This window comes from Streptomyces sp. AN091965, assembly GCF_022698285.1.
Classification (GTDB): domain Bacteria; phylum Actinomycetota; class Actinomycetes; order Streptomycetales; family Streptomycetaceae; genus Streptomyces.
Genome location: NZ_JALDMY010000001.1, coordinates 197,184 through 209,790 on the forward strand (window position 1 = coordinate 197,184; position 12,607 = coordinate 209,790).

The 12,607-nt window shown below is 69.5% G+C and carries 7 protein-coding genes; 1 reads left to right on the top strand and 6 read right to left on the bottom strand.

The window, feature by feature from the left end; translation table 11 throughout:
• Window positions 1-1,566: 1,566 nt before the first annotated feature.
• The 5 genes from MQV74_RS00850 to MQV74_RS00870 all read right to left on the bottom strand — a co-directional run bounded on the left by MQV74_RS00850 (window position 1,567) and on the right by MQV74_RS00870 (window position 7,764).
• The gene (locus tag MQV74_RS00850; protein WP_242714056.1) at window positions 1,567-2,160 is read right to left on the bottom strand and encodes a hypothetical protein; all 594 of its coding nucleotides are present in this window, start codon (window positions 2,158-2,160) and stop codon (window positions 1,567-1,569) included.
• A gap of 311 nt (window positions 2,161-2,471) precedes the next feature.
• Window positions 2,472-2,900, bottom strand: coding sequence for a hypothetical protein (locus MQV74_RS00855; RefSeq protein ID WP_242714057.1), 429 nt, complete (start codon window positions 2,898-2,900; stop codon window positions 2,472-2,474).
• Between the two features lie 195 nt (window positions 2,901-3,095).
• On the bottom strand, window positions 3,096-3,581 hold the full coding sequence (locus MQV74_RS00860; RefSeq protein WP_242714058.1) for a hypothetical protein: 486 nt from the start codon (window positions 3,579-3,581) through the stop codon (window positions 3,096-3,098).
• A 2,837-nt stretch (window positions 3,582-6,418) separates the two neighbouring features.
• Window positions 6,419-6,994, bottom strand: coding sequence for an RICIN domain-containing protein (locus MQV74_RS00865; RefSeq protein ID WP_242728469.1), 576 nt, complete (start codon window positions 6,992-6,994; stop codon window positions 6,419-6,421).
• Window positions 6,995-7,113: 119 nt separating this feature from the next.
• Window positions 7,114-7,764, bottom strand: a complete 651-nt coding sequence (locus MQV74_RS00870; RefSeq protein ID WP_242714059.1) for a hypothetical protein — start codon at window positions 7,762-7,764, stop codon at window positions 7,114-7,116.
• A 310-nt stretch (window positions 7,765-8,074) separates the two neighbouring features.
• On the opposite strand from MQV74_RS00870, the gene MQV74_RS00875 reads away from it, so the two are divergent.
• Window positions 8,075-10,951 (top strand): AfsR/SARP family transcriptional regulator, encoded by a 2,877-nt coding sequence (locus tag MQV74_RS00875; RefSeq protein ID WP_242714060.1) that lies wholly within the window; start codon window positions 8,075-8,077, stop codon window positions 10,949-10,951.
• A gap of 175 nt (window positions 10,952-11,126) precedes the next feature.
• On the opposite strand, the gene MQV74_RS00880 is transcribed toward MQV74_RS00875, so the two are convergent.
• Window positions 11,127-11,513, bottom strand: coding sequence for a hypothetical protein (locus MQV74_RS00880; protein ID WP_242714061.1), 387 nt, complete (start codon window positions 11,511-11,513; stop codon window positions 11,127-11,129).
• Window positions 11,514-12,607: the final 1,094 nt, after the last annotated feature.

A 12,607-nucleotide genomic window follows, 5' to 3' on the forward strand; every position in this document is an offset into this window, starting at 1 on the left:
ATCGACACGGCTGGGAAGTGTGACGGCCTAGTGGGCGGCGAGCGTCTAGTGGAAGCAGGGCGAGGCCATCTCTCGCGTCTTCACCCACGCCGCCGGCACGTCCGGCGCGAACGGGGCCTGCAACACGGTCCGGCCTGGGCGCAGCGCCGACGGCCAGGACACGGACACTGCGCACGGCGTCAGCACCGGCCAACTCGTGGGCCGCGGCAACGATGCGGGCACTGATGAGGCGCAGCTGGGTGGCGTGCGGCACGGCCCGGGTGAGGTCGACGGCGGGACAGCTCCGGCTCATCGACGGCGGGCTGCTCGCTGGGCGTAGTCGTCTCGCTCATCCCGGGCTCCTACCGGCGTCCGTCTGACATCAGCGAGCTGCAGGTCTCGCTCGCCAGCTGCAGAGCACGGCGCACCAAGCCGGGGCCATAGAGCTGCTCCGCGGCCGCGCGGCCCTGGACGCTATGCCCCTGCCGGTCGGGGACGGGTACTCCGCCCTCGCCGACCACCTGCGCCAGGAACTGATCGTGCAGGTGGCGAGCGCGCGGAGGCACGCCTGGACCGGCGTGCCGGGAGTGCGGGTGCTGTCCCTGGGATCCTTGCTCCCGGTGCCCGCGCCCTGCACGGACGGCTCCCTCGCCTCGGCCCGGCTGAGCCGCCCCAAGCAGAGCTTCCGCCGGGCAACACGTGACGGCGAGCCCTCCCTGGGCCACATGCCGGTCGCAGTCGACGCCACCGACCTCCGCGACGCGCTGGCCACCGTCGACCCACCGGTGCCTTCCCGGCAGCCGGGTCATGAGCGCGTCCGCCGCGCCGCCCGCTCCACACGGGCGCCTCGAAGCAGGAGCTGCCGCTCGCCCCGGAGATGCACGAGAGCCTGGCCAGGACGGTGCTGTCCCGGTACCGCCCGGGCGCGCTCCCTCCTGGCAACGGCGACTACCAGCAGGTGGACCTGCTGCTCTCGGGGGCCGGTTATACCGCCGCGTGCTCGCGCGCACGGACCGGCTGCCCGATGACGGTGCCCGGCACCTGCTCGCCGACCTCGTCGGCGCGCGGCCGACCGAGCCGGTCTGAACCGAACCCCCTGACACCTGGCCCGTTGCCCCCGGGGGACAGCCCGCCTTGTTCCAGCGCGCTGGCCTGGGCGGTGCACACAAGGTCGAGGTGCCTCACGACCTGGCACTTCATCAGGCCGGAGTGCAGCAGAACCAGGCCGCCGGGACGGAGAGCGACGGAGACCGGACCATGGCATCGTCGGTCGCTTCCGCCGAGCTATCGGCCCCGGCTCACGAAATCACGTCGTGAGCACCCATCACGCACTCGCCGAGCACGAGAAGAGGGAGTCGTACCTCGAGGCCGCCGACAGCGCACGCCACTTCACCGGCTTCCAGGACGTCGACGGCCTCCCGCCCCGGCCAAGTACGCTTCCTCGCCTGCGAGCTGGCACCACAGATCATCGGTGATGAACTACCTGGTCACTCATCGCCCCTCGCCTCGAGGTGAGCGGAGCGCGGCGTCACCGGTGTGCTGTTGCAGGCGGCACCGTCGGGCAGGCTTGCGGCATCCGCAGCGGCTTCAGCGGCTTTGGCCTGGGCGTAGTACTCCGCGTCGGGGTTGCGGCTGCGGTGGCCGGTCGTCGGTGAGCCTGTGCCGGATCTCGCGCGCACGTGGCGCCGACCAGATCTGGACGAGGTGCTGCTCGGGCGGGCCGTGCGAGTCGGTGGCGGTGTCGCGGCCGCGCGCGTGGAAACGGAAACGCCACCACTGGGCGTCGGCGCTGCCCTCGTCGTCCTCTTCACCGTCGTCATCGAGGTCTTCGCCACTGTCGGCGTCCTCGGTGGGCGCGTAGGCGTGTTCGAGCAGCAAGGGCACGAGGATGGTGTCGTCGCTGACCGACTCACCGACGAGCGGGCCGTGTCCAGGCAGGTACAGGCTGACCTCGACCACCTCGTCCCAGCCGGTGCAGTCCAGCTCTGGCTCGCCGGGGCAGATGTCGAAGGAGACCTCAAGGGCCCCGTACGAAGTGCCGGTCATCACGCTGGCGTAGGTACCCTCCGGGTTGAGGCTCACCAGCCCGTTGCCGGCCTTCAGGTCGTCGATGCGCCCGAAGGGCGCCTCGATATCGGTGTCGAACAGCACATACTGGTGGTGCGATACGGAAATCTGCATGTCCGCCGCGGCCCGTCGGGGTGGGAGTGTGGGGGTGACCGGTCCCGGCCATCACGCTGCACGGGCCCGGCGTCGCCGCGGAGCGCGGGCCTGGTGCAGTGCGACCCGGGCCAGGTCGACGCCGGGGCACCGGCCTCGTTGGCCTCAGCTTCTACTGGCTCCAGCAGCACCTGTAGCACCACAGCGCCCCCGGGCCGCACTCACCCACCCCGGCCCAGGGCAACCCCGGGCCCCTCCGCCGGGGACCGAAGAACTGCACGGACGCGCATCGCCAGGATGGCACGAAGCAGCCCACAATTCACGCACGGACGCTACGGCAGCTTCGCCAGGATCTTCGCGCGTTCCTTCGCGGCTCCGATCACCGCATATTGAGTGCGCTTGCCCTTGGATTGCTTTACGGAAATTGATCCATTGAGGCGGGAAACTCTGAAAGGGGCCTTGCTCTCGTATTCAATAATCATCGAATTTTCCCCACAGGAGAGCGATACCCACGGATCAGACTTCACGGCACTGGACGCGGATGAGCTGAAATATGGACCGCCGGGAAGTTCGTTACTGCCTTCGGAGGCGCCCTCTGGCCATGCGGTCCGCAGACCGATGACTTCGTTCTTCTTTGCGTTGAATACTGAAACGCCGCATTTTTTGCCCGTCAGATAGGAGACGATGCGGTGGTCCCCGAGGTGAACCTCTCCTAGCGGACGTGTGCTGTGACCTGACATTTCAACGTCGCTGACCCCCATGGGGTCACCTCTGAGAGATACTTCATCGAGTTTACTCAAAGGGGTCCCATGTGGCCCGGGAGAGGGCGAAGCGTGACCCTCGCCCTCCCCCGTCGTGCAAGCTGCAACGGCCAGCGAAAGAGTGGCGGCAAGGGCTACTGATCGGGCGGTTCGATTCATCAGCGAAAACTCTACCACTCGGGCTCGCGGGTCAGATTAGGCCTTGGTACTCCACTGGTTGAAGCACACACCTACCGGCTTCAGCACGTAGCCGCTGCGCTTCAGCTTTCCGAGAACCGCCTGGTAGGTGTAGTGGTCGTACAGAGGGTAGGCCTGGATGGTGCCGAACCGCCCCTTGGGGACCTCATACCGAGTCTGATTCTCCACTGTGTAACTCTTGGAAACACTGAAGCCCATGGCCGCAGACAGCGTTCCGGCGTCGATTTTAGCCTCGGACTGCTTTATCGTCGCGACAGACTTACTGACAGTCAAGACCAAAGTGGTCTTACCCTGACCGCTGGTCTGCTGCAGGAGCCGCGTTCCGCAGTTCTGCCCCTGGTACCGCTTATTCTTAATCTTGATGGCCGATTTCCCTGGGGTCTTCTTGAGGAAGTCACCAGACTCAATGTCGTCGGCTGCATCACCGCTGGGCACAGGCTGCACAGGGACAGTCCGCTCCACGACCGTCTCCGGCCCGGGCACACGGAAACCCTCGGGCAGGCTCACATCCCCAGAAGTCGCTTCAGAATCGACATCTCCTGCCGGTGCCGCCGCGGCCGTCCCTGCGGCCAGTGCACACAATACGGTCGCTCCGGCGAGTACTCGCAATGCGCGATTCACAATTCTCCAAATCCGTGATCCGAGAGCCTGCGACGGTCACTCGCAGCAGTCGAATCACAACGTAGATCATTTCTTCATTTCAGACCATGACGAAGCGCGTTTACATCTTGCTTGAACTCCAAAATCTTATATTCGGCATATGGAATGAAGTAAGTGCACTTACAAATAAGTGAGCTTTATGTTACATATGTGTCGGTTTTGCTCCTGGAGGAGACATTCCCTTCGGAACCCTCCGCCGGGCCAGAGCCGCCCCTCAACGGCAGGCGCCTCCTGAGCGAAGACGACCGCCCGGTGACCTGGCTCGGCACCCGAGCCAGGCGGGACCCGGCGGCGGGAGCTGGGACGCCGTTCTGGTGTGCCGGGGTCCGCAGCTCAGGACGAAGCAGCACAGCGGCCCCAACTCCGGCCTGACGGTCCGCGCGGACCCGGTGCGCTGCGGCGAAGGAGGCATCGACCTGGCGGCGGCGCTCTCCTCGCGCCTGCTCGACCGAGCCCGACCGCCGGACCCCTGCCCCGATTCCGGGAAGACCCCAGCGGCCGAGCGCCCGCAACCGCCGCTCAGCCGCCTCCGCGACCGACACAGTGACGGGGCATGAGAGCCCGGTGAGCGGCGAACCGCCCGGTGGAAAACTCGGTGACCCTACCTCGCGCCTTCACTGGCGACTGCGCAACACCCGGCGCGGCGGCAGCCTTCACGTCGCCGGTGGAACGCTGAGGGATCGTGGTCTCTGAGGCCGCGACGGGGGCGATGTCTACAGTGCCGGTGGCCTTCTCGATGACGGCCGCCGTTCGTTCAGCGCCGGGGAGAGCGTCGCTGGCCGAGGCGGCGCGGTGAGTGCGGCCGCACTGATGGTGACGAGGCTGCTGGCTATGCGCTGGCGGTGGTTCATGAAAGCCCTTCGCAGGATGGTTCGTTGAGGCCCCGGAGCAGTCGGTAAGGGAGGGGATTGCGCCAGGGCTGAGTCGATCTTGATGTATGCCGAAGATCGCGGGAAGGGCGTACCGGCGGTATCGGTGAAAGTCGGGACTTCAGTACCTGCATCTACGGGCCGACTGGGCCATAGAGCCTTGCAGCTGCTGGCCCGCTAGTCCCCTTGCTCCCGTGCCTGCAAGCCGATAAAGCATCTTCTACCTGCGAACCCACACGCTGACACGACACCGGCCATGCCCACCCGGACTTCGCCTTCGCAGAGACCATCTGCCAGACACGGCCCAGCCAGATCCCCCTCACCGCCCGGGAGGGGCGAAGCCGACAGGTCCGGTGGAACGGTCACTGCAAGCGACAGTTGACGGGGCGTCCTGCAGACAGTCGTGGCTTGTGGGAGCGGCATACAGTGCGACCCAGGCGAGGCCGACGCCTGACAGCGGCGGTCCGTCGACGGCGGGCCGCGAACCAGGAGTCGTCATCTCGCTCATCTCGGCCTCCTACAGACGTCCGTAGGCCATCAGCGAGCTGCGGGCGCCACTCGCCAACTGCAGAGCCCGGCGCACCAGACCGGAGCCGTAGAGCTGTTCCGCGGTCTCGCGGCCCGGTGGCGTCGACCGCCACGGTGACCGGGGAGGTGTCGCCAGGACGTCGGGCTCGAGGTCGTGCGGCACGAGCCGTTGGGCGATCTTTCCCCACCGCCGGGCCCGCTGGGCGGTGTTGTCCGGCGAGGCGGCGCGGGCGGGAGAGAGGCGCTGGCGGGGCAGCTGCGGTGGAGGGGCCGTGATCGGAGAGGATAGAGGCCACACCCTGCACCGCCCTGCTGCTCGCGGGTTCCTGCTGGGTGTGTGCCTGTCCCTCTGCCTGGTCCGCCGTGTCGGGGACGGAGCGGGCCGGGGGCCGGGCGGTGTCCAGAACGTGGCAGCCGGGTGCGGCGACGGGTCCGGGGGAAGGGAGCGCGCTCTGGTTGCTGTCGTGGCAGCGGGGCGAATCACCACGGATGGTGAAGCTGGATGCGATCGACATCAGCAAGCTCGACATCCACCGGGCCACCGGCGCCGCCCGCACCACCATCGACCGTGCCCTTGAATCCACCCCACCCACACGCGGCCCACGATAACCCGCTCCCGCGTGCAGGCGGTTGCCGTCGAGGTGGCCGGGGAGGGCCGGGCGCCGTCGCCGTGACCGTGGGTGCGCTCGTATAGCTACCGCCAGGTAGCGAGTAGCACTCCGCAACCGGGGTTCGGCGCGGGGCATCGGCCTACCTGACGGGCCTGGTGATCGATTCCGAGCAGGGCGCCGCTGGGATCGGCGGCGCGGCGCCGATCGCTCGCACCTGCCAGAAGCCGGGGCGTGAACGGGACCGTGGCCCGGCTTAACCGGCTCCCTGGATGACCTCGTGCAGGAGATCTTCAAGGCCACTGGGCAGTGCTCAGCGGCGACCGCGACGGCGCGTCGGCATCCACCTCCAGCGGGTGCAGGCGGCCCAGATGCTCAAGTAGCAGCGGCCCCATGCTGCGCGGCGGCGGCGCGACAGGTCAGCTGGTCCGACACCCTGCGCCACCGCCGAGCCCTACGCCCCCCCTGCGGCTTCCGCGCCCCCGCCCGTTCGTCCCGTGCTCCCGACGGACGAACTCGCGGCGCGTGGAGGGGCAGAGCACGTCCGCCCGCGATAGTCGGCGCGCGGCTTGCACGTCCTCTATGACGGAGGCGCCTCTCCCGGCGGTCTCCTGTCAGGCCGCGCACCGGAGGGTGTGTGCGGGGGCCTGTCCGTTCAGGCTCCTTGCAGGGAAAACATCATCGCCTTGTCGGAGTACTGCACGAGGAGCGCGCGTTCCTGGGCGAACTTGTCCTTCTGGATCGACACCCAGGCCCCCGAGTGCAGGACCTGCATCGCGAAGGGGCCGTTGGCGGGGTGGTGGTCGAGCCAGAACTTCTGGTTGGTGCCGATGTAGTCGCCGCAGTCGCCCTGCTGGAACGCCTGGCCGTCGTCCGGCTTGTAACCGACCATCGTGATGCACTGGCCGGTGAGCCGCGATCTGAACACCCAGTCCGTGCTGTGTGTCGGGCTCGGCCATCTGCAGGCCCGCCACTGCTGGTTGTGACCTCCCCAGTAGCGGTACTGGATGATGGCTCCGGGATTCTCGGGCCCCTGGGAGATGTCGACGGCCAGTCCCCCCGGCGTGTTGATGCGGTAGTAGCCGGGCTCGCAGATCCACCCGTCCCAGTTGGTGCCGGACGCGGCGGACGCGGGGGACGCCGTGGGGAGCAGCGTCACGAGCGATGCCGCCGCGGTGCCCAGGGCGTAGCGCAGTCGGCGGCGGGTGGTGCGCGGTGCGCGTCGGAGCATGTGGCTCACTCGGCTCTCCTCGGTCTGTGTGCTGTGGGTCGCGGTCGGACGGAGGTGGGGCAGCGGTACGGGGGCGGCGGCGTGGCCCCGTTGTTGGCTCGGCGTGCCCGGGGCGCGGTTCAGCACGCGTCCAACCGGTCCTGTGCGGCGCGACGCACGGTGCCGAGGGGTTCCAGGGCGGCGCAGTTGCGCACAGCTGTGCCGATCTCAGGGGTCTCGAAGGTGGTGAAGGTGCCGTGGGCCGCGTCGCGGACGGCGTTGACCCAGACGCCGGTGGTCGGCCCGGTCTGGGCACAGACGTACTTCACGTACTCGCCCTCGACCTTGCGGGTGCCGCGGTAGAGGGCGTACTGCCCCGCGCGGTTGAAGTTCCAGGTGTTGGTGATCTGATGGGTCTTCGTCGACGAGGTGGTCTTGGAGACGGAGAAGCGGACCTTGGCCTCGACCTTGGCGAACAGGGCGGCAGCCGATGCGGTGATCTCGGTCTGCCGGTCGACAGTGGTGGTCACTGAGTCTTCCTGCTTGAGGGACACGGTCTGCTGCGCGGTGCTGCCCTCGGCGATCGTGATCGACTGGAAGTCGGTGATCACCGGGGTGACCTTGGTCGTGACGTCGTAGTACATCGTGTTGACGGTCGGGTTGCAGTTACCCGTCGGGGGCGGCGGGGGTGCGGCGTGCGCGGGTACCACGGCCAGTCCGCCGACCACCGCCGTGGCGACGGCGAGGGCGACGGGAACGGTGCGGCGTCTGCCGATGAGGGTGCGTTTCACGGTTCTCTCCTTGAGGGCGCGGAAAGCCTGGAGTACGTGGAGTGGGGGACTGTGCACCCGGGATGGGGCTGTGCGCCGGGGAACGGAGTTGAGCTTGCCAAGGCGCGACACGACTTCTTCACGGCGCGGTCACGAGGGCGCCCGCTGGCATCGGGCTCCGGCCCGTCACCGCGCCTTCTTCCCGCACTACTGGCGCGAATGTCCCTGGACCGCGCGACCCGGCCCGTTCAGGATGATCTTCTTGAGGGCCGCCGGATCCCGGCTGTCCCGCGTCGCTGTCCACTGTCCGCGTCCGCGCAACGGAGGTCGTGTGGAGTTCGGGCTGCTGGGACCGTTGGAGGTCCGGGTGGACGGCGAGCGCGTCGAACTCGGCGGGGTACGTCAGCGCGGTCTGCTCGCGGCGCTGGCGCTGCGCCCGAACTGCGCCGTGCCGCTGGCACGGTTGGTCGATGCGGTGTGGGACGAGGACCCTCCGGCGACCGCCGAGCGTCAGGTCCGCAACATGGCCGGGTTGCTCCGCCGCCGCCTCGCCGACGTGGGCCCGGCCCGGCCGGGGGCGGCCGATGAGCAGCGTCCCGCGCCGCTCATCGCCAGCGACGGGCCCGGCTACCGTCTTGCCGTGCCCGAATCCGCCGTTGACGCACACGCGTTCACCGACGGGGTGGCCGCCGCGCGCGCCGCCGAGGCCGCCGGTGACGCGGCCGGCGCGGTGACCGGCCTGCGGAGCGTGCTCGCCCTGTGGCGCGGGCCCGCGCTCGACGGGCTGCCAAGCTGGCCGCTCAGGTCCGCCGCCGCGGCCCTTGAGGAGCAGCGGCTCTGCGCGCTCGAACACTGCTTCACGCTGGAGCTTTCCCTGGGCCGCCATCTCGCGGTGATCCCCGAACTGTCCTCGCTCGTCGCCCAGTTCCCGCTGCGCGAGGGGCTCGTACTGCACCTGATGACGGCGCTGCACCGGGCCGGACGCCAGAGCGAGGGGCTGGACGTGTACCGCAGGCACGCGGCGCGGCTCGCCGACGAGACGGGCCTCGACCCCGGCCCGGAGCTGCGGGCGCTGCGGGACACGCTGCTGCGGCCGGGGGCCGACCGGCAGCCTCCCGTCACGGCCCGCGCTCCCCGGCCCGCACCCGCCCAGCTCCCCTCCGACCTACCGACATTCGTCGGCCGCTCCGGTGAACTGCGCCGATTGGGATCCGCGTCGGCACCCCGCGGCGCCGCCGCATCGGGACAGGGCACGGCTGTCACCATCGTCTCCGGCGTGCCCGGCACAGGGAAGTCCACGCTGGCGCTGCACTGGGCGCACCGTCACCGCCATCACTACCCCGACGGGCAGCTCTTCGCCGACCTGCGCGGGCACGCACCCGGCGGCCCCCGGCGACCGGGCGCGGTGCTCGCCGCCTTCCTGCGCGCCCTGGGCGAGGACGCCGGGCGCATACCCACCGACCAGGACGAAGCGGCGGCGCTCTACCGCACGCTGCTGACCGACCGGCGCGTGTTGATCGTCCTGGACGACGCGCGCGACGCCCAGCAGGTCAGGCCGCTGCTGCCGGGCAACGCCAGCTGCACCGTACTCGTCACCAGCAGGGAACGACTCACCGGCCTCACCGCGCGGGACGGCGCCCGGCGCCTGGACCTGGCCGGGTTCACCGCCTCCGAAGGCAGGGCCCTGCTCACCAGGATGCTGGGGCCACAGCGCCCCGCGGCTGAACCGCCGCAGGCCGTGGACGCGCTGCTCGCGGCCTGTGGCGGCCTGCCGCTCGCCCTCGGCATCGCGGCCGCGCGGCTGCGCGACCAGCCGCACCATTCGATCGCCGAGTTCGCCGCCGAACTGGCCGCTTCGGACGATCGGTTGGGCATACTGCGGATCGACGGCGACAGCGCTACGGGAGTACGGGCGGCGTTCGCCCACTCCTACGGCGGCCTGGAATCCGCCCCGCAACGGCTGTTCCGCCGCCTCGGGCTGTTCCCAGGACCCGACATCACGCTCGCGGCGGCCACCGCGCTGGACGACTCCGGCGCGGTCGACCGGACCCTGCTGGACCGGCTGGTGCGCGCCCACCTCCTGGAAGAGCGCGGGCCCGGCCTGTACCGCCTCCACGACCTGCTGCGGATCTTCGCCGCCGAGTGCGCGGCGGTGGACGAGACGCCTGCGGCGCGGTACGCGGCGCGCTCCCGCTGGTACGCCTGGTGCCTGCACCACGCGGACGCCGCCGACCGGATCCTCGCGCCCCACCGGCGTACGGTCCGGCTGCCCATTCGGCCACAGTGGCTGACGCTCTCCCCCTTCACCACGCAGGACGAGGCCGTCCTGTGGTGCGGGGCGCAGCGCGCGAACCTCCTGGCCACGATCCATGACGCGTACGCGCACGGGGAGGACGAGGTCGCCTGGCAGTTGCCCGCGCTCTTGTGGAGCTACCTGCGCGGCCATCCAGTGCGCGAGGACCAGATAGTGGTCGGTCGCGTCTCGGTCGATGCGGCGTGCCGCATCGACGATCCACACGCACAGGCGCTGTCGCTCAACAACCTCGGCTCCGCGTACGACGGTCAGACCGACCCGACCTCGGCTCTCCCCTGCCTCACCGAGGCCCGGGAGCTGATGCGCCGCACTGGCGACCGGGTCGGCGAGGCGCACGTCCTGGGCAATCTGGGCGCGCACCACGGGTACAAGGGTGACGACGTCCGCGCGGTGCACCACTGGGAGGAAGCACTGGCCGTGCTGCGCGACCTTCCTCCTCCGGGGGACCCGTGGGCGGCCTCGGTGTTCGAGACCAACATCGGCACCGCCCACTTGCGGACGGGCCGCTTCAGCGAGGCGCGCGACCCGCTGCGCAGGGCCATGGCCCTCCACCGCTCGCTCGGCAACGACGGGTTCGTCGGCTTCTCGGTGTCGGCGCTGGGCGTCGTACGGCACGGGCTCGGCGACCCGGAGCGTGCGGTGGCATTCCACCGGCGGGCGCTGCGGATCGGCAACGGAGTCGGCTATCCGGGCCGTCGCGCCACGATCCTGGCGTGCCTTGCGGCCGCGCAGCACGCGCGGGGCGACGTCGCGGACTCCCTGCGGACCTGGGAGGAGGCGCGGGCACTGTTCGACGCGCTGCCCGAGGCCCACTTCGTGGGGCTGCGCCCGCTGTTCAAGGCGCTCGGCTACATGCCGCCCGTCACGGCTGGGCAGGCAGTCAGGGACGTGTGAACAGCGGTCGGCCTTCTTGTGGTGATCGATGGTGCAACCTGGTCCGCACCGAGCTGCTGGACGCGGCCGAGACCAGCGGGCAGGCCGCCGGCAGTGGGTTGTCGAAGGGCAGCCGCAGGTCGTGGGCTCAGCGCAGGCAGCCCTCCCAGCGCCGGCGCGTGAACCAGACGTCCTCTCATTCGTCGCCCGCATGCAGGAAGTAGAGGAGCCGCCCCGCTGCGGCGAGCGCTCCGGGTCCGAAGACGACGAGGGCCAGAACGACGAGGTCGCTGTTGCCTCCGGTGAACCAGAGAACGAGACCCGTCATGGCGAGCAGTACGCAGACCAGCCAGGTGATGTGGGCTCGCGGGGCCGTCTCCCGGTCGAACGGCGGCAACAGGCCCAGCGCCGCCCCCATGACGGGCGCCGCGAGGGCGAACTCCATAGGTCCGGCGACCGGCACGAGCAGCACGGCGAGCAGGAAACTACCCGCGAAAGCCCCGCCGAGCTTGGACCAGCCGCCCGGGCCCGCCAGGAAGAGGACGACCCCTACCAAGCCCAGAGACGCGATGATGCCTGGCATGTGTGCCCTTCCGGGAGCCGACGGCGGCGAGGCGGACGGTCCGGTTCCCCCGCGCCCCCTCGCGGAAGCGAGCAGTACTGCTTCCCCGCGCAGGCTATGCAGCAGTCACACCGTGGTGCCGGGCGGGGGTCTCTCTTATCGGGCTCGTCGGGGCGGAGAGACCGGAAGAGCCGCCAGCCTATTGCCGAAGCGCGTGGCCACGGCCTGTAGAAACGGTGCAGCTGCCATGGCAACCACTACGTGCACCACAAAATCGGTGCCCACCGCCGACCCATTCAGTTCACCGACATTGTCGGCATGGACCGGCCCCTTCACGACATTCTTAAGGCTCGACGTTTCCTCAGTCGTCATTTTCGCGCACCCCTTACGCGCGTGCACTGTGGCGCCCCGCGCCAGGGGACAAAGATGGCCATCCATCCAGGCATGGTGGAATACCTCACCACCACCCGCGACCTGTGCGCCTCAGCCGAAGAACGCTCCGGATCTCCCCCGGCGGATTGATCTCCGGCGCGTACGGCGGCAGATGGAAGATGACCAGCCAGTCTTTGCATTCCTCGCATTCCTCGTCCGGCGCCCGGGTTTGCGGCACACCACACCGGCGACAGCCACTCCATCGGCGCCGGCGTCGGGCGGCCAGGCTGCCCGCCGTCGGCGCACCGGCCGGTCCGCGACACGGAGTTCTGCCGCGATCTGCAGCGCACCCACGCTGCCCTCGCCGGGGCGTGTATCGGCGTGCCGAAAGGCCGGGTTCCGCGTCTGCCACGGCCGGTACGAGAATCTGCCCGATGCCGCTTCCGCCAATTGACGTAGAGCGCCTGGTGGACGCCTTCCTGAACGGGCCTTTCGCTTCCGCCGGGCGGAAGAAAGGAAGCGTATGGCAAGCCATCGCTTCCCTCGCCGCTCTCACGGTTCTTGCCCCTGCCATGCGGCTGCCGAGGTGCGCTCACAGGAAAGTGCGATCCCGGATTCCGGTCGCGATAGAACCGGACGGCAATGATATGAGTGCATGTCATTCCGTTTCGATGGGTGGAGTGTTGTCAAGAGTCGCGTGCGGCCGTACAGATAAAGCCCGTCCGGAGGCCGCACCCTCGTGG

Bases quoted from the DNA above. Each gene is read 5' to 3' on its own strand.
- MQV74_RS00850 (WP_242714056.1), bottom strand. From the start codon at position 2,160: ATGCAGATTTCCGTATCGCACCACCAGTATGTGCTGTTCGACACCGAT.
- MQV74_RS00855 (WP_242714057.1), bottom strand. From the start codon at position 2,900: ATGGGGGTCAGCGACGTTGAAATGTCAGGTCACAGCACACGTCCGCTA.
- MQV74_RS00880 (WP_242714061.1), bottom strand. From the start codon at position 11,513: ATGCCAGGCATCATCGCGTCTCTGGGCTTGGTAGGGGTCGTCCTCTTC.
- MQV74_RS00865 (WP_242728469.1), bottom strand. From the start codon at position 6,994: ATGCTCCGACGCGCACCGCGCACCACCCGCCGCCGACTGCGCTACGCC.